Annotated in this window: 22 protein-coding genes and 1 other RNA gene; 16 read left to right on the top strand and 7 right to left on the bottom strand. The window is 29.8% G+C overall.

Annotation, left to right across the window (positions count from 1 at the left end):
- Positions 1-59 precede the first annotated feature (59 nt).
- The 8 genes from flgA to L8V77_RS00280 are packed head-to-tail and all read left to right on the top strand — an operon-like array spanning position 60 to position 7032.
- Positions 60-728 carry a flagellar basal body P-ring formation chaperone FlgA gene (gene flgA, locus L8V77_RS00245; RefSeq protein ID WP_263706142.1) on the top strand — a complete coding sequence of 223 codons (669 nt, stop codon included), beginning with the start codon at positions 60-62 and terminating at the stop codon, positions 726-728.
- Positions 725-1303 (top strand): UbiX family flavin prenyltransferase, encoded by a 579-nt coding sequence (locus tag L8V77_RS00250; protein WP_263706144.1) that lies wholly within the window; start codon positions 725-727, stop codon positions 1301-1303. The genes flgA and L8V77_RS00250 overlap by 4 nt, the downstream gene beginning before the upstream one ends.
- Complete coding sequence (gene coaD / locus L8V77_RS00255) at positions 1303-1782, top strand: pantetheine-phosphate adenylyltransferase (RefSeq protein WP_080956334.1); 480 nt, start codon at positions 1303-1305, stop codon at positions 1780-1782. Before L8V77_RS00250 ends, coaD begins: the two co-directional genes overlap by 1 nt.
- The gene (tmk, locus tag L8V77_RS00260) at positions 1773-2357 is read left to right on the top strand and encodes a dTMP kinase (RefSeq protein ID WP_263706145.1); all 585 of its coding nucleotides are present in this window, start codon (positions 1773-1775) and stop codon (positions 2355-2357) included. The genes coaD and tmk overlap by 10 nt, the downstream gene beginning before the upstream one ends.
- The gene (hisS, locus tag L8V77_RS00265) at positions 2350-3576 is read left to right on the top strand and encodes a histidine--tRNA ligase (RefSeq protein WP_263706147.1); all 1227 of its coding nucleotides are present in this window, start codon (positions 2350-2352) and stop codon (positions 3574-3576) included. Before tmk ends, hisS begins: the two co-directional genes overlap by 8 nt.
- Entirely contained in the window at positions 3573-5402 is a 1830-nt protein-coding gene (speA, locus tag L8V77_RS00270) for a biosynthetic arginine decarboxylase (RefSeq protein WP_039628312.1), read from the top strand. The genes hisS and speA overlap by 4 nt, the downstream gene beginning before the upstream one ends.
- On the top strand, positions 5399-6004 hold the full coding sequence (gene cysE, locus L8V77_RS00275; RefSeq protein WP_263706149.1) for a serine O-acetyltransferase: 606 nt from the start codon (positions 5399-5401) through the stop codon (positions 6002-6004). The genes speA and cysE overlap by 4 nt, the downstream gene beginning before the upstream one ends.
- Positions 6001-7032 carry a UDP-N-acetylglucosamine--N-acetylmuramyl-(pentapeptide) pyrophosphoryl-undecaprenol N-acetylglucosamine transferase gene (locus L8V77_RS00280; protein ID WP_263706150.1) on the top strand — a complete coding sequence of 344 codons (1032 nt, stop codon included), beginning with the start codon at positions 6001-6003 and terminating at the stop codon, positions 7030-7032. Before cysE ends, L8V77_RS00280 begins: the two co-directional genes overlap by 4 nt.
- Here the strand turns inward: L8V77_RS00280 and L8V77_RS00285 are convergent.
- Genes L8V77_RS00285 through L8V77_RS00305 form a run of 5 tightly spaced genes read right to left on the bottom strand, consistent with a single transcriptional unit; the run spans position 7025 to position 10266 of the window.
- Positions 7025-7642 (bottom strand): YggS family pyridoxal phosphate-dependent enzyme, encoded by a 618-nt coding sequence (locus L8V77_RS00285; protein WP_263706151.1) that lies wholly within the window; start codon positions 7640-7642, stop codon positions 7025-7027. The two genes, L8V77_RS00280 and L8V77_RS00285, sit on opposite strands and share 8 nt — an antisense overlap.
- A 6-nt stretch (positions 7643-7648) precedes the next feature.
- Positions 7649-8896, bottom strand: coding sequence for an RNA polymerase factor sigma-54 (locus tag L8V77_RS00290; RefSeq protein ID WP_263706152.1), 1248 nt, complete (start codon positions 8894-8896; stop codon positions 7649-7651).
- On the bottom strand, positions 8896-9621 hold the full coding sequence (gene lptB, locus L8V77_RS00295) for an LPS export ABC transporter ATP-binding protein (RefSeq protein ID WP_039618272.1): 726 nt from the start codon (positions 9619-9621) through the stop codon (positions 8896-8898). The genes L8V77_RS00290 and lptB overlap by 1 nt, the downstream gene beginning before the upstream one ends.
- On the bottom strand, positions 9614-10021 hold the full coding sequence (tsaE, locus tag L8V77_RS00300) for a tRNA (adenosine(37)-N6)-threonylcarbamoyltransferase complex ATPase subunit type 1 TsaE (RefSeq protein ID WP_263675275.1): 408 nt from the start codon (positions 10019-10021) through the stop codon (positions 9614-9616). The genes lptB and tsaE overlap by 8 nt, the downstream gene beginning before the upstream one ends.
- Positions 10018-10266 carry an RNA-binding S4 domain-containing protein gene (locus L8V77_RS00305; RefSeq protein WP_039618276.1) on the bottom strand — a complete coding sequence of 83 codons (249 nt, stop codon included), beginning with the start codon at positions 10264-10266 and terminating at the stop codon, positions 10018-10020. Before L8V77_RS00305 ends, tsaE begins: the two co-directional genes overlap by 4 nt.
- 113 nt (positions 10267-10379) lie before the next feature.
- Here L8V77_RS00305 and L8V77_RS00310 point away from each other — a divergent pair, with 113 nt between their 5' ends.
- From L8V77_RS00310 to rnpB, 8 genes are all read left to right on the top strand, one after another.
- Entirely contained in the window at positions 10380-11600 is a 1221-nt protein-coding gene (locus tag L8V77_RS00310; RefSeq protein ID WP_263706155.1) for an argininosuccinate synthase, read from the top strand.
- Positions 11601-11612: 12 nt separating this feature from the next.
- Positions 11613-12056 carry a 50S ribosomal protein L9 gene (rplI, locus tag L8V77_RS00315; RefSeq protein ID WP_263679411.1) on the top strand — a complete coding sequence of 148 codons (444 nt, stop codon included), beginning with the start codon at positions 11613-11615 and terminating at the stop codon, positions 12054-12056.
- On the top strand, positions 12056-12598 hold the full coding sequence (hslV, locus tag L8V77_RS00320) for an ATP-dependent protease subunit HslV (protein ID WP_133318899.1): 543 nt from the start codon (positions 12056-12058) through the stop codon (positions 12596-12598). The genes rplI and hslV overlap by 1 nt, the downstream gene beginning before the upstream one ends.
- Positions 12595-13914 carry an ATP-dependent protease ATPase subunit HslU gene (hslU, locus tag L8V77_RS00325; RefSeq protein WP_263663317.1) on the top strand — a complete coding sequence of 440 codons (1320 nt, stop codon included), beginning with the start codon at positions 12595-12597 and terminating at the stop codon, positions 13912-13914. Before hslV ends, hslU begins: the two co-directional genes overlap by 4 nt.
- Positions 13911-14783, top strand: coding sequence for a GTPase Era (gene era, locus L8V77_RS00330; RefSeq protein ID WP_263706158.1), 873 nt, complete (start codon positions 13911-13913; stop codon positions 14781-14783). The genes hslU and era overlap by 4 nt, the downstream gene beginning before the upstream one ends.
- Positions 14773-15783 carry a hypothetical protein gene (locus tag L8V77_RS00335; protein WP_263706159.1) on the top strand — a complete coding sequence of 337 codons (1011 nt, stop codon included), beginning with the start codon at positions 14773-14775 and terminating at the stop codon, positions 15781-15783. The genes era and L8V77_RS00335 overlap by 11 nt, the downstream gene beginning before the upstream one ends.
- On the top strand, positions 15746-16285 hold the full coding sequence (locus tag L8V77_RS00340) for a hypothetical protein (RefSeq protein WP_263706160.1): 540 nt from the start codon (positions 15746-15748) through the stop codon (positions 16283-16285). The genes L8V77_RS00335 and L8V77_RS00340 overlap by 38 nt, the downstream gene beginning before the upstream one ends.
- 26 nt (positions 16286-16311) lie before the next feature.
- Positions 16312-16636: RNase P RNA component class A (gene rnpB, locus L8V77_RS00345), an RNA gene on the top strand.
- On the opposite strand, the gene L8V77_RS00350 is transcribed toward rnpB, so the two are convergent.
- Together L8V77_RS00350 and fliS are read right to left on the bottom strand one after the other, a co-directional pair.
- Positions 16631-16867: a hypothetical protein gene (locus L8V77_RS00350; RefSeq protein ID WP_263706161.1), complete on the bottom strand. Its 237-nt coding sequence runs from the start codon at positions 16865-16867 to the stop codon at positions 16631-16633. The two genes, rnpB and L8V77_RS00350, sit on opposite strands and share 6 nt — an antisense overlap.
- A complete protein-coding gene (fliS, locus tag L8V77_RS00355; RefSeq protein ID WP_263663313.1) occupies positions 16843-17214 on the bottom strand; it encodes a flagellar export chaperone FliS in 372 nt (123 codons plus the stop codon). The genes L8V77_RS00350 and fliS overlap by 25 nt, the downstream gene beginning before the upstream one ends.
- Positions 17215-17220 lie beyond the last annotated feature (6 nt).

Raw genomic sequence — 17220 nt, forward strand, 5'->3', positions numbered from 1 at the left:
AAAATCAAACTTTTTTAATGTATTATACGATTAATATATTTTTATAAAAGGTCGCTGTATTGTTTTTTAAGCAAATCATTCTAGTTTTATTTTTCTACACTTTAAGCTTTGCTTCGAATTTTGATGAAGTAAAATTAGCTTTGATTAAAGAATTTAAGACAAATTATCCGCAACTAGAAATCATTTCTTTAGATCTTAACACTCAATCAAGTTTGCCTGCTGATTTTAATCAATACATTTTTTTAAAGCTGGGTAATCATAATTTTGATAGAGCAGATGGTTTTGTAAAGGCTGAATTTAAAACTCCAGAGCAGTTTAAAAAAAATATATTTTTTAAGTATTTTTTAAAGGCAAAATTAGAAGTTTTACAAACTACGCGCCCTATTGTGCGTAATGAAAATTTAAGTCCTGCTAGTTTTAAAATTTTAAAAATTCCTTTTGATAAAGCTCCTCAAGGTGTATTAAAAAAAGATGAAATCGCAAATTTAATAGCCAAAAGCAATATAAGAGAAAATATGATTTTAAAATATAATATGTTTAAAACCAAAACCCTTATACAAAGAAATGATTCTGTTTATGGGGTTATCAAAGATGGGGATTTAAGCATGATAATAGAATTAAAAGCCTTGCAAAGTGGAAATTTAAACCAAAGAATTCGCCTTAAAAACAAAGATGGAAAAGTCGTGCATGGTAAAGTCATTAGTAAAAATTATGTGGAGCTAAAATGAAAAAAATTTTAGTAGGTATTAGCGGGGCTAGTTCTTGTGAACTTGGCTTTTTATTATTAAAACATTTAAAAGAAAAAGGGCAAATTTATGCCATTATAAGCAAAAATGCAAAAATAAGCTTTGCAAAAGAAAATTCTCTTTTAGAAAATATAGACTTTTTGCAACACATAAAAGATAAATTTGAGCTTGAACATGTAAATTTTTTAGATAATGAAGATATTAGTCAATGCGTTGCAAGCGGATCTTTTGGCATAGAAACAACTTTTATCACGCCTTGCTCGATTAATACTTTGGCAAAAATTGCTTGTGGTATAAATGATACTTTACTTACAAGAGCTGCAGGAGTGGCTTTAAAAGAACGTAAAAAACTCATACTTGGGGTAAGGGAAATGCCCTATTCTACTTTAAATTTAGAACAAATGGCTAAACTTTCTAGCTACGGAGTTATCATCGCTCCTCCTGTAATGGCAAGTTATGCTAAGATTGATAATTTGGAAAAATTATATGAATTTATCATAGGAAAATGGCTTGATCTAGCAAATATTGAGCATAATTTATACCAAAGGTGGCAATGATGGCTAGTTGTATATACCCAGGGACATTTGATCCTATCACTAATGGACATTTAGATGTAATCATTCGAGCTAGCAAGATGTTTGAAGAAGTAGTTGTTGCCATAGCTAAAAGTGAGAGTAAAAAGCCTATGTTTAGCTTAGAGCATAGAGAAAAAATGGTAAAAATTGCTACAAAAGACTTAAAAAATGTTAAAATTACAACTTTTGATAACTTACTAGTAGATCTTGCTAAAAATTTGCAAATAAATATCATTATAAGAGGCTTAAGAGCGGTGAGTGATTTTGAGTATGAATTACAACTTGGTTATGCAAATCACATGCTTTGGGAAGATTTTGAAACTATATATCTTATGCCAAATTTAAAAAATTCTTTTATTTCAAGCTCCATAGTAAGATCAATTTGTATGCATAATGGCGATGTGAGTAAGCTTGTGCCAAAAGAAATTATACCTTTATTAAAGGAGAGAGATTGTATATAGCTTTTGAAGGGGTTGATTGTGTAGGCAAAAGCACGCAAATAGAGCTTTTGAAAAAATATTTTCATAATGCATTTTTTACTAAAGAACCAGGTGGAAGTGAGCTTGGAGTGCATTTGAGAAAAATTTTATTAGAAAGTAAAATGCAATTTTCTAAAAAGGCTGAGCTTTTGCTTTTTTTAGCAGATAGAGCAAATTTAATCGACATGCATTTAGCGCAAAATAAAAACAAATTTATCATTTCAGATCGTAGTTTTATTTCTAATATGGCTTATGCAAGATGTGATTTTGATCAAAATATTTTATTTGAGTTAAATTCTTTTGCCACAGGTGGAGTTTTTCCACAAAAGGTTGTGTTTTTACATGGTTCTAAAGAGCTTATTGAGCAAAGACTTTCTAAAAAAGATTTAGATAGTATTGAAAAAAGAGGGATTGAGTATTTTTTAAATATACAAAAAGCTTTAGAAGAAACTTTAGAGTTTTTAAAAACTAAAATAGATATAAAAATTTTAAAATTAGATGCTTCTTTGAGTATTGAAAATTTACATGAAAAGATTAAGGAATTTATAGATGATTAATGCTTTAAAAGGAATGAAAGATTTACAAGATGACCAAGCTGTTCTTTATGAAAAAGTAGTTAAAACTTGTGAAGAAGTAGTTAAAAACTATGGTTTTACTTTTATTAATTGTCCGCATTTAGAACTTACTAAGCTTTTTAAAAGAAGTGTTGGAGAAAGCTCTGATATAGTTGGCAAAGAAATGTATGAATTTGTTGATAAAGCAGGCAATGATGTGTGTTTGAGGCCTGAAGGGACAGCTGGAGTGGTAAGATCATACATAGAAGCTAAAATGGATAAGGCTCAAAGTGTTAAAAGATGGTTTTACCATGGTTCTATGTTTCGCTATGAAAGACCACAAAAAGGAAGATTGCGTGAATTTCATCAATTTGGTGTAGAAAGCTTTGGTATAGCAAGTGTGTATGAGGATGCGAGTATTATTTTAATGCTAAATGAAATTTTTAAACGCTTAGAAATTCACACAAGTTTGAAAATTAATTCTTTAGGCTGTAAAGAATGTATGGGTGTATATAAAGAAAAACTCATAGCTTTTTTAAATTCTAAAGAAGGTTTTTGCGAAGATTGCTTAAGAAGAAAAGACTTAAATCCTATTAGAGTGCTTGATTGTAAAAATGATCATTGTCAAAGTTTAATCGAAAATGCACCAAAACTAAGTGAAAATTTATGCTCATGTTGTAAGAAAGATTATGAAAAATTACAAAAACTTTTAAAAGAAAATGATGTTGAGTTTGAATGTGATGAGAAATTAGTGCGTGGGCTTGATTATTATTCTAAAAGTGCATTTGAGTTTGTTAGCGATGAAATCGGTGCAAAGGCTGCTGTGGCAGGTGGTGGAAGGTATGATAGATTGATTGAATACTTAGATGGTAAAAGTGGTTATGGTGTGGGTTATGCTATGGGTATAGAAAGGATTATGGCTATTTTAGAGCAAAAACAAAGCATAAAAGCTAGAGAAGGAATTTATCTTTGTGCTATGGATGAAGCTTATATAGATACTATTTTTAAATTAGCAAATACTTTAAGAAAAAAACATAAGGTATATTTAAGCTATGAAGCAAAAAAACTTGCAAAGCATTTAAACCAAGCAGATAATGCTAATGCTAAAATCTTTTTGTGTATAGGTGAAGATGAAATGCAAAAAGAAGAGATTTTTTATAAAAATTTAGATAGTAAAGAAAATAAAAATATAAAATTAGCAAATTTGGAGAATGAGTTATGATTGATTATGGTATTAATATTTGGGGTGCAAATAATTTTATCATTGAAAATGGCAAAGTATGTGTAAATCATGGTAAAAAACCTGCCATTATAGATATAGTAAATACTTTGCGTGATGATGGCTATAAGGGGCCATTATTGCTTCGTTTTCCCCATTTAATCCATAAGCAAATCGAGCAAATTTATAATAAATTTGCCAAAGCAAAAAAAGAATTTAACTATAAAGGTTCTTTTAATGCTGTGTATCCTTTAAAAGTCAATCAATACCCAGGTTTTGTAAAAAATTTAGTTAATCTAGGTAAAGAATATAACTATGGTTTAGAAGCAGGAAGTAAGGCTGAGCTTTTACTAGCTATGGCTTATAATAATGAAGGCGCTCCTATAACAGTCAATGGTTTTAAAGATAAAGAACTCATAAATATGGGCTTTATAGCGTGTGAAATGGGTCATAATATCACTTTAACTATGGAAGGGCTTAATGAGCTTGAAGCAATGATTGAAATTGCTAAAAATCGTTTTAAGCCAAAGCCAAATATAGGCTTAAGGGTGCGTTTGCATTCAGCTGGAGTAGGAATTTGGGCAAAAAGTGGAGGTATAAATTCAAAATTTGGTTTAACTTCTACTGAGCTTATTGAAGCGGTAAATCTTTTAAAAGCTAATAAGCTTTTAGATCAATTTACTATGATACATTTTCATTTAGGCTCACAAATTACTGAAATTCATCCTTTGAAAAAAGCTTTAAATGAAGCGGGCAATATCTACACTGAGCTTAGAAAAATGGGGGCAAAAAATTTAAAAGCTATTAATCTTGGCGGGGGTTTAGCAGTAGAATACTCTCAGTTTAAAAATGAAACAAGCAGAAATTACACCTTAAGTGAGTATGCAAACGATGTTGTGTTTATTTTAAAAAGCATAGCAGAACAAAAAAAAGATTTAGAACCTGATATTTTTATAGAAAGCGGGCGTTTTGTAGCAGCTAATCATGCTGTTTTAGTAGCGCCTGTTTTAGAGCTTTTTTCCCAAGAATACACAGAAAGTAAGCTTTTATTAAAAGATAAAAATCCAAAACTTATCGATGAGCTTTATGATTTGTATAAAAACATTAAAGCTTCTAATGCGCTTGAGTATTTACATGATAGCATTGATCATATGGAGAGTATTTTAACCTTGTTTGATTTGGGTTATGTGGATTTACAAGATCGCTCAAATAGTGAAATTTTAGTGCATTTGATTATGAGAAAAGCTATTTCTTTAGTGGGTGATCAAGCTGATTTGTCGAGTTTGCAAAATGAAGTACAAGAAAAATATTTAGTGAATTTTTCAGTATTTCAGTCTTTACCTGATTTTTGGGGTTTGGAGCAAAATTTCCCTATCATGCCACTTGATAGACTCAATAAAAAACCTACAAGAAGCGCAAGTATATGGGATATAACTTGTGATAGTGATGGAGAAATTTCTTATTCTAAAGATAATCCTTTGTTTTTACATGATATTGATGTAGAAGCTGAAGATTATTTTTTAGGATTTTTCCTAGTGGGAGCTTATCAAGAAGTCCTTGGTATGAAGCATAATCTTTTTACACATCCAACCGAAGCTTGCATAAGTATCAATGAAAAGGGTTTTGAAGTAGAAAGCGTACTAGAGGCTCAATCTATTTTAGATACCTTAGAAGATCTTGATTATGATATTCATGCAATTATGGATAATATTAATGAAAAAATTTATGCTTCAAAACTTGTTAATGAAAATCAAAAAAAGCATATTTTGGGTGAAATTTATTTATTCTTAAACGATAATGGATATTTAAAAAGCATAGGTTCTAAATGAGTGTTTTTAAACTAATCAAAGAAGATTTTTCTATGCCAAAACAAAAAGATCCTGCATATAGATCTTGGGTGGAATTAGTTTTTAACTATCCTGGTGTTTGGGCTGTGGTAAATTATCGTTTTGCGCATTTTTTTTATCAAAATGGTTTTAAAAAAATAGCAAGGATTATTAGTGGAATTTCACAGTTTCTTACTGGAGTTGATTTGCATCCTGGAGCTACGCTAGGTAGAAGGATATTTATAGATCATGCAAGTGGGGTTGTGATTGGTGAGACTTCTATTATAGGTGATGATGTTTTGATTTATCAAGGTGTTACTTTAGGTGGAACGAGTTTAGATAAAAATACCAAAAGACACCCTACTATAGAAGATGGCGTGATTATAGGTTCTGGTGCTAAAATTTTAGGTAATATTACTATAGGTAAAAATGCAAAAATAGGCTCAAATGCAGTTGTATTAAAAGATGTTGGGTCAAATTTAACAGCTATTGGCATACCTGCTTATATTAAAGAACATGGTAAGATTGATTATGAAGAAAAAATCGCTAAATTAGAAGCAAGACTTGCTATTTTGGAAGAAAAGCTAAATAAAGAGGATAAATGATAGCAATTACAGGTGGAGGCACAGGAGGACATTTAGCTATAGCTAGATGTTTATTGCAAAGTGCAAGAAAACAAGGCATAGAATGTATTTACATAGGAAGTGAAAATGGCCAAGATAGACTTTGGTTTGAAAATGAAGATGGTTTTTATAAAAAATACTTTCTAAGTTCTCAAGGCGTTGTTAATAAAAAAGGCTTGGCTAAGGTTCAATCGTTTTTGCATATTGTAAAACTTGCAAGAAAAACAAAACAAATTTTAAAAGAACATAATATTAAAGTAGTTTTTAGTGTGGGTGGATATAGCAGTGCTCCAGGCGCTTTTGGTGCTTTAATGGCAAATATCCCACTTTTAATCCATGAGCAAAATTCAAAAATGGGAAGTTTAAATTCACTTTTAAAGCCTTTTTCTAAAGCTTTTTTTACCGCTTTTGATGATCAAATTAATAAAACAAATACTTTCTTTTGTCCTTATCCTATTAGTGATATTTTTTCACAAAAAGCAAGAGTGAGAAAAGAATTAAAAAATATTATTTTTCTTGGTGGATCTCAAGGGGCTAAATTTATTAACGATCTTGCCTTAGAAAATGCTTTATACTTTAAAGAAAAAGGCATAAATATCATTCACCAATGTGGTAAGAATGATTATGAAAGATGTAAAAAAGCTTATAAAGATTTAAATGTCAATGTAGAGCTTTTTGACTTTGATAAAAACATTATAGATAAAATTTCTAAAGCAGATTTAGCTATATCAAGATCAGGTGCAAGTAGTCTTTTTGAGCTTAGTGCAAATTTGCTTCCTTGTATTTTTATTCCTTATCTATATGCGGCTAAAAATCATCAGTATTTCAATGCTTTGTATTTAAAAGAGCGTAATTTGTGTGAAATTTTAACTCAAGAAGAAAAACATCAATTTTTAAATTTGGTAGAAAATTTCTCACTAGAAGAAAAATCTTTAGCCTTGCAAGAGTTAAAAAGTGAAAATGGTGCAGATTTTATGATAGAAAAAGCAAAACAAATGGGGTTTATTTAAATAAAATACTCCCCAAACGCACCATATTTGAGCCACATTTTATAGCTAGCTCAAAATCCCCACTCATGCCCATAGAACAAATTTTTGCCCCGTGTTTTTGTAAATTTTCATAGATTTTAAAAGTTTGCTCAAAACTTTCTTGAACTTTTTCCTCATCCATAGAGCCTATACACATAATGCCTACTAGATTTAAATTTTTACACTCTTCTTGTATTTGCAAATACTCTTCTATGGCCTTATTTTGCTCTATGCCACTTTTAGAACTTTCATTGGCAGTATTTATTTCTAATAAAGTATCTAATTTATAATCAAGTCTTTTATCTACAGCTTTGGCACTTTTTAAGCCATTGCAAGATTGCCAAAGTAACGGGTTTTGTTTGATTAAAAGGTTGATTTTATTACTTTGAAGATTACCTATAAAATGCCACTTGATTTCTAAATCTTGAAGTTTTTCTTTTTTTAAAGCTAAAGCCCGGACTTGATTTTCTCCAAACTCTACAACACCTTGCTTAAAAAGCTCTCGAATTTGTTCATCTTGAACATACTTGCTAGCTGCTACTAAACGCACATTTTGTTTTATGGTTTTTTCAAAAATACTTTCTAAATTCATCTTTTCCTACATTAATTCATATAATTTTTTACGCTCACTTGAGCTTCCTATACCAAGTTGCATACGATATTTAGTGATAGTTCTGCGCCCTAGTTGCACACTTGGGAATTCTTTTTGAGTGAGTTCAAGAATTTTCAAATCACTCAAAGGTTTTTTAGGATTTTCTTTTTTAATTAAATTACTAAGAAAATCTTTAATAGTTGCATTAGAAGTTTCACCATCATCAACTGCGGTGGTAAAGAAAGACTTTAAGGGTATTAAACCTCTATCACAACTTAAGTATTTATTTGCAATTGCCCTTGAGATGGTAGAAGCATTTCTTTCAAGATCTTGTGCTAAGTCTTTAAGCTGCATAGGTTTAATATCTCCGCCCATGAAAAAATCATATTGATATTCTATAATCATAAGCCCTAGTTTATAAAGGGTAGCTTTACGCATAGCTAATGCATCGATTAAATTTTTAGCATCTTTTAAATAAGTACTTAAAAACTCATGATCTAAACCATCTGCTTCAAAAGCAATTTCAGGGTAATAATCATCATTGATTTTAATTTTAATTTCACCATTTTCTTGATAAATAAATATATCAGGAATGATTTCCATGCTCTCTTCAAAATACTCTAAAAAAGGTGGAATAGAGATTTTTTTAATTATCGCTATAGCCTTTTTATACAAAGGATCTTTGATAAAATCTTTTGCATTTTCTAAATTTAAAATCAACATTTTGCAAAACTCATAAAGCTCATCATCTAAGTCAAAATGCTCTAATGCAAAAATAAAAGCTTCTTGATTGTCTTTTGCTCCTACTCCAACGGGATCAAGATATTTAAATCTTTGTCTGATTTTTTCTACTTCTAAAGGATTAAATTCACCTAAAATTTCCTCATCATACTCAAAATAACCTTCATGATTTAAACATTCTATGATTTTTTCAGCAATGGTTTGGGATTTTTTAGTAGGAAAAAATGGTGGTATGATTTGCTCGCTTAAAAGTTCATACACATTTTTTACTTCCAAGCTTTTTGCATCAATCATTTGCGTGGTGGTATTTTTACTAAAATATTCTTGATAATACTTGTTTTGATTGTTTGTAATGCTTGAGTTTTCTTTGATCTCTATAAAAGGATTTTCTTTAGCAAATTCATCTAAGCTTTCTTTTAGATCTTCAATGTTAGCTTGCAATATAGGAAGCCAAGATCTTAAGGTTTGTGATAGTTTTGCTTTTTGTGTTATAGAGGTTTTTTGTTTAAGCATTATTCAAGTCTAAACTCACTTCCAAGATAGTATTTTTTAACATCTTCATTATGCGCAATTTCATTAGCATTGCCACTAGCTAGCAACCTTCCACTTCTAATCACATAAGCTCTATCGCAAATTGCTAGAGTTTCTCTTACATTATGATCGGTGATTAAAACACCTATATTCATAGCTTTTAAGTCATTAATCAAGCTTTGAATTTCACTCACTGCGATAGGATCAACCCCAGCAAATGGTTCATCAAGAAGTAAAAATTTAGGATCACACATAAGTGATCTTGCTATCTCACAACGCCTTCTTTCACCCCCACTTAAACTCATACCTTTTCTATGTCTAATAGGTTCTATGCTAAGTAATTCTAGCATTTGTTCTATCTTTTGTTCTAATAAATTTTTATCCTTATATATTACTTGGGCGGCTAAAAGTAAATTTTCTTCTACGCTTAAGTCTTTAAAAACACTACTTTCTTGAGGTAAATACCCAATGCCAAGTTTTGCTCTTTTATTAAGCGGTTCTTTTGTGATATCTTGTGAGTCTAAAAACACCTGTCCACTTGTTGGCAAAATAAGCCCACATATCATATAAAAACTCGTAGTTTTTCCTGCTCCATTAGGCCCTAAAAGCCCCACAACTTCCCCACTTTGTACTTCTAGTGAAACATCGTGTATGATTTTTGTTTTTTTAATGATTTTTTCTAAATTTCTAGCTTCTAGCTTACTCATGTATTATATACTTTCTTTTATTTTCATAAGGAATGATTTGTAAAATTATATTAAAAATTTGATATTTATCTAAGTATTTTTTTAATTTTTCATCACCCCACTCTACCAAATGCAAACCCTCTTCAAAAAAATTTTCAATCAAGCCATTTTTTAAAAGTCCATCAAAACCTTCTTGATAAATATCATAATGATATATTTTACCTTGTTGAAAATCATACTCTTGCATGATAGAAAATGTAGGAGAATTAAGCGTTTTTTCTACTCCAAGAAATTGAGCATAATTTTGCACCAAAGTAGTTTTACCGCTTGCTAAATCCCCTTGAAGTAAAATAACTCCATTTTTAGGTAAAATTTCACAAAGCTTATAAAGCTCATTTTGACTTAAAATCATTTCTTTCATTGAATTTTTACCACATATTTTTCTTGCATAGCTTTTGGTATGCTTTTGGTTGTTGGTATGTCTAAAACTTTATAAATATTGGTATATTCTATAAATTTAATGCTTATTTCATCGCCAATTTTTACTTCTTTACTAGCTTTAACCACTTGATTGTTTATACTCACTACGCCACTTTTGCACATATCCTCTGAAATAGCACGACGCTTAGTAATATTAACTACATTTAAAAACTTATCTATTCTCATAAAAATATTTTATCAAAAAATACAAGAAAATGTTATAAAATGTCTAAATATTTTACATTATATTAAGCTAAATTCGTTAAATTTTAAAATTATTTTTACAAAGAGGAAAGACAATGAAAAAAGATATCAAAAAAGTGGTTTTAGCATATTCTGGTGGACTTGATACAAGTATAATTTTAAAATGGCTACAAGATGAGTATAAATGTGAAGTGGTAACTTTTACAGCAGATATTGGACAAGGTGAAGAGCTCGAGCCTGCTAGAAAAAAAGCACTTTCTTTGGGTGTAAAAGAAGAAAATATTTTTATTCAAGATTTAAAAGATGAATTTGTAAAAGATTATGTATTTCCTATGTTTAGAGCAAATGCTATTTATGAGGGAGAATATTTACTAGGTACAAGTATAGCAAGACCTTTAATAGCAAAAGCTTTAGTAGAAATAGCAAATAAAACAAAAGCAGATGCTATTAGCCATGGTGCAACTGGTAAGGGAAATGATCAAGTGCGTTTTGAATTAGGTGCTTTGGCGCTAAATCCAAATTTAGCCATTATTGCTCCTTGGAGAGAATGGGATTTAAATAGCCGTGAAAAACTCTTAGCTTATGCGCAAAAACATGGTATTGATATAGCTAAAAAGCCAGGTAAGTCACCTTATTCTATGGATGCAAATTTATTGCATATTTCTTATGAGGGTTTAGTGCTTGAAGATCCTGCGGCTAAACCTGAAGCGGATATGTGGCGCTGGGTGAAAGATTTAAAAGAAACTCCAAATGAAAGTGAAGTGATAGAGCTTGAGTTTAGTAAAGGCGATTTGTGTACTATTAATGGAGAAAAAATGACTCCTGCACAGCTTTTAGCAAAACTTAACGAACTTGGTGCAAAACATGGTATAGGTCGTCTTGATATTGTTGAAAATCGCTATGTGGGTATGAAAAGTAGAGGTTGCTATGAAACTCCAGGTGGAAGTATACTTTTAAAAGCACATCGTGCTATAGAAAGTATCACTCTTGATAGAGAAGCAGCGCATTTGAAAGATGAATTGATGCCAAAATATGCAAGTTTGATTTATAATGGCTATTGGTTCTCACCTGAAAGATTAATGCTTCAAGCCTTAATTGATGAGTCACAAAAATATGTAAATGGTAAAGTTAAACTTGAATTATATAAAGGTAATGTAATGGTAATAGGCAGAGAAAGTGCGAATGATAGTTTATTTAGTGAGGCTTATTGTACTTTTGAAGAAGATGCTGTGTATGATCAAAAAGATGCAGCAGGTTTTATAAGATTAAATGCTTTAAGATTTATCATCGCAGGTAAAAATGGAAGAAAATTTTAAAAAAGGAAAACAATGAAAGTATTATTGATTAAAGATGTAAAAAGCTTAGGAAAAGCAGGAGAAGTTAAAGAAGTAAAAGATGGATATGGACAAAATTTTTTAATTGCCAAAGGTTTTGCTAAGGCTGCTACACATGAAGTTTTAAAACAATATGAAGCAGAGCAAAAGAAAAAGGCAGAAAATTTAAGATTTGAGCTTGCAAATTTGGAAAAATTAAAAGAGGAATTATCTAAAATCACTATTTGTATAGCTAAGCCTGTGGGAGCTAATGGAAGCTTGTTTGGTGGGGTTACTAAAGATGAAATCGCTCATGCGCTAAAAGAACAAAAAGGCATAGAGCTTGATAAAAAAAGCCTAGAATGTGATACTATAAAAGAACTTGGCATGCATGAAATTTCAGCAAAATTAGGCCATGCGATTCATGCTGTATTTAAGCTAGAAGTTAAAGGAGAATAATGTTTCACGCAACTACAATTTTAGCTTATAAAGGTAAAAATAAGTCTGTAATTGGCGGAGATGGACAAGTAAGTTTTGGAAATACTGTTTTAAAAAACAATGCAGTTAAAATTAGAAAATTAAACAATGGAAAAGTATTAGCAGGCTTTGCAGGAAGCACTGCTGATGCTTTTAATCTTTTTGATATGTTTGAGAAATTACTTTCTAGTTCTAAGGGTGATTTATTAAAAGCTGCAATAGATTTTTCAAAAGAATGGCGTAAGGATAAATATCTAAGAAAACTTGAAGCAATGATGCTAGTATTAGATAGAGATCATATATTTTTACTTTCAGGAACTGGAGATGTAGTAGAGCCTGAAGATGGCGCTATAGCAGCTATTGGTAGTGGGGGTAATTATGCACTTTCTGCTGCAAGAGCTTTAGCTAAACACTCAAATTTAGATGAAGAAGAATTAGTCAAAGAAAGCTTGCAAATAGCTGGTGAAATTTGCATTTATACTAATACAAATATTAAAACTTATGTAATTGAGGATGATAAATGAATTTAACTCCAAAAGAGATTGTGAAATTTTTAGATGATTATGTAATTGGACAAAAAAATGCTAAAAAAATCATAGCAATTGCTTTAAGAAATCGCTATAGAAGAATGCAGCTTAGTCCTGAACTTCAAGATGATATCATGCCAAAAAATATTTTAATGATAGGATCAACTGGAGTTGGTAAAACAGAGATTGCAAGACGCCTTGCTAAGATGATGGGACTTCCTTTTGTAAAAGTTGAAGCAAGTAAATATACTGAAGTTGGTTTTGTTGGGCGTGATGTAGAAAGCATGGTTAGAGATTTAGCTAATGCTGCTTTAAATTTGGTAAAAAATGAAGAAAAAGAAAAAAATAAAGAAAAGATTAATGAATTTATAGAAAATAAGATTTTAGAAAAACTTTTACCGCCTTTACCAAAGGGTGTTAGCGAAGAAAAACAAGAAGAGTATCAAAATTCTTTAGAAAAAATGCGCGTGAAATTAAAAGCTGGTGATTTAGATGATAGTACAATAGAAGTTGAAATTTCACAAAGCGTGTTTGATGCTAATCCAAATTTACCACCTGAAATGGGTGCTATGCAAGATATAGTAAAAGTTATTGGTGTGGGTAATAAAAAAGTTAAAAAAGAAATGAAAGTAAAAGATGCAAGAATAGCTCTAGCTCAAGAAGCAAGTGAGAAAATTCTTGATATGGAAAGTATTAAAGGCGAGGCTTTAAGAAGAGCAGAAAATGAAGGGATTATTTTTATCGATGAGATAGATAAAGTAGCAGTTTCAAGCTCCAATTCAAACCGCCAAGATCCAAGTAAAGAAGGGGTGCAAAGAGATTTACTTCCTATAGTTGAAGGTAGTACTATACAAACTAAATTTGGACCTTTAAAAACTGATCATATTTTATTTATCGCTGCAGGTGCTTTTCATCTAAGTAAGCCAAGTGATTTAATCCCTGAACTTCAAGGGCGTTTTCCTTTAAGAGTTGAGCTTGATTCGCTAGATGAGGATGCTTTATATGCTATTTTAACAAGACCTAAAAATTCATTACTAACGCAATATATTGAGCTTTTAAAAACTGAAAATGTAGAGCTTGTTTTTGAAGATGAGGCTATTAGAGAAATAGCAAAAATAGCAAGCAAGGCTAATGAAGAAATGCAAGATATTGGTGCAAGACGTTTGCATACAGTAGTGGAAAAACTTTTAGAAGATATTAGTTTTGAAGCAGATGAATACGCAGGTAAGGTATATAAAATAGACGATTTTAAAGTGCAAGTTAAGCTTGGAGATATCATAGAAAATAAAGATTTAGCTAGGTATATCTTGTGAAAAGTGGCTTTATAAGCATAGTGGGTAGAACTAATGCAGGAAAAAGTTCTATCCTAAATTCTTTATTAGAAGAAAAAGTTGCTATGGTTTCTCATAAGCAAAACGCTACAAGAAGAAAGATTAATGCAATTATAATGCATGAGAATCATCAGCTTATTTTTATAGATACACCAGGCTTGCATGCAAGCTCTAAAGCTATGAATCAGCTTATGATTGATTTGGCGATTAAAAGCATTGCTGATTGTGATGTGATTTTATTTGTAGCTAGTATTTATGATGATATTAAAGATTATGAAAATTTTTTAAGTTTAAACCCTAAAGTACCGCATATTGTGTTGATTAATAAGGTTGATTTAGTAAAAAAAGAAGTTTTGCTTAAAAAATTAAGCGAGTATTCTCAGTTTAGCTCACATTTTAGTGCTATTATCCCCTATTCTGCAAAGCAAAAATTTTATAAAAAAATTCTTTTAGATGAGATGATTAAGTATTTGCCTGAACATCCGTATTATTTTGATCCTGAGTTTATTACTACTACAAATGAAAAGGATATTTATAGAGATTTTATCTTAGAAGCTATATATGAAAATTTAAGTGATGAAATTCCTTATAGCACTGAAGTAAAAATAGAAAAAATTAAAGAACTAGAGCAAATTTATTATATCAATGCCATTATCATTACAGATAGTAATTCTCACAAAGGAATGATATTAGGTAAAGATGGTGCTACAATTAAGCGTATAGGTAAAGAAGCTAGAGTGAAAATAGAAAAATTAGCACAAAAAAAGGTAATGCTAAAATTATTCGTTCAACTTGAGAAAAATTGGCACAAAAACGAGCAAAACCTTAAGAAAATCCTTTATGATGAGTAAGAAAACTATTCTAAAAGATTTTCTTGCTTATGAAAAGCTTTTATATATTAAATTTGCAAATCCTATTAACGAAGATGAAATTTTAAAAAAGAGCTTTGAGGAGCTTGGTCTTAAAGATGATTTTTCTTATAAGCTAAAGTATTTTCAAGATAAATCTTTTGCATATGTATTCTTGTGCAAGTATGAAGATATTTTAGATATCGATTATATAATACCTGAACCCCTGCTTTTTGAAGTGTATTTTAAGAACGATGTAAATAGTGAAAATCTTGCATTATTGTTTAAAGAAAAATACATAGTTTTAGTGGAGTATTTGGGGTGTGATTTTCAAAATTGTAAAGTTATACCATTAAATGTTTATGATAAAATATATAATGAAAAATTAAAGAATACCTATAAGCACATTATAAGCATAGATGATACTCAAAATCTTAGTAGTTTTGATAAATTTAATAGTAATATTTTTTATCAAAAATTACTAAAAAATTGCGATCAAGTCAAGATTAATTTTACCAACAAAGAAAAAATAAATCATTTAAAATCTTTTAGTTTTAAGATTTTATTGGCTTTTGTTTGTGGAGTTTTACTAGCTTTAGCTTATCCTTTGTATTTGTATACACAAAAATCATTTTATGAAAATGAGAAAACAAAATATGAAAATTTAATAAAAAAACAAGATGATATTTTAGAACAGGTAAAAATTAATCAAAAGCAAAATCAAGAGTTTAAAAAACTACAAGAAGAAAATGAGTTAAAGGTTGATTTGTTGCAAAAATTTTATACAAATACACTTTGTTATAAAGATTTTTATAATTTTTTAAAAGTTTTAAATTCTCATCAAGCTTATATAGAGGCTTTGCATGTTAAAAATAATGATTTTATTATAGAGCTTAAAAATGACTATGAATTTTATGAAGATTTTAAAAAGTATCATTTTGTATTAAAAAATAAAGAAGTTAATAATGGAAAAATCACTCTTGTTTTTGAAAAATCTTTATAAAAATTTAGAAAATATCTTTGCTAAGTTATCTGAGCGTGAATTTATATTGTCTTTGATAGTTGTTTTTGTTTTTGGTTTTTTCATGGTTTATATGGGTGTTTTTGACTATTTTGAAAAACAAATGAAGTTGTCAAAAGATGAACTATATATTTTACAAACAAAATACGAGCAAAAACAAGAAGTGATTTCTGATTTAAAAGAAGATGAAAATATATCTTATAATGATCACTCGTTTTTAAGCATAAATAAAGATTATCAAAGTATTTTAAAGGATATAGAAAAGAATCTTAATGGAGTTCAATCTTTGCAAATTCAAAGTTACAAAAGTCAAGATGAATATTTTGCTTATTATGAATTAAGATTAAGTTTTGTTGGCGATTTTATTTTTTTAACGCAGTTTTTGCAAAAATTAGATCCTTATATAAAAGTTAAAAATTTAGAACTTGTAAAATATGAAAATAAATTAAAAATTACATTAAATCTTGTTTTTGCTCTGGTATAAAAATATTTTTTTTGGTAGAATTTCTCTAAACATGGCAAGCGATCGCTTCTTTTTGAAGAGGAAAGTCCGAGCTGCAATAAGACAAGGATTCCATCTAATGGATGGCTAGGGCAACCTAAGGGAAAGTGCAACAGAAAGAAAACTACCATATTTTATATGGAAAAGGTGAAACGGTAGAGTAAGAGCCTACCAGTAGCTTTGGTAACAAAGCTAGCTATGTAAACCCAATCTGCAGCAAGAAGGGGTGGTTTTTGTCTTATAATATAACCCTTCGCTTGAACTTGTTTGTAAAAACAAGTCTAGATAAATGATCGTTCTTGACAGAACTCGGCTTATAGCCATGTTTTACTTTATATAAGCAGAAGCTTTTTTGAGTTTTTGTAAATTAATAGCTATTTCATCTTGCTTTTTTTTCATAAAAGCTATCGCTTCATTAGTTAGCGCTAAAGCCTCATTGGGGCAATCTTTATAATCCGGTTTTTCCATAAGTTTAACTATTTTTTCTACATCTTCAGTATAAACAGCTAGTTTAAACTCATCAATCCATTTTTTTTCACTCATTTTTGGTGTACTTCTCTCCAAGCTTCTAATAAGCCTTTTACTACATTTATTACTTCATCTACTCTTGCTTCACTGTTTTCTATGTTTGCTAAAGAAAGAAGTTGTAATTCTCTAGTGTATAAGCCACTTAAATAATGTGCTACTTCACCGCCCTTATCATAATCAAGACAATTTAACAATTCAATAAAAATAGCACTAGCTCTTTTTACATAATACACTCTTTCTTCTATATTTTCATTTTGTATAGCTATTTTTATCCTACTTGAAAAGCGTAAAATCCCACTATATAGCATTTCTATAAGTTTCTCTTGGGATTCTACACCAGTTTGATTTTGTGAATATGCGCTATAAACTGCACTATTTAGCATTTAAAC

This window comes from Campylobacter sp. IFREMER_LSEM_CL2127, from assembly GCF_025771745.1.
Lineage (GTDB): Bacteria > Campylobacterota > Campylobacteria > Campylobacterales > Campylobacteraceae > Campylobacter_D.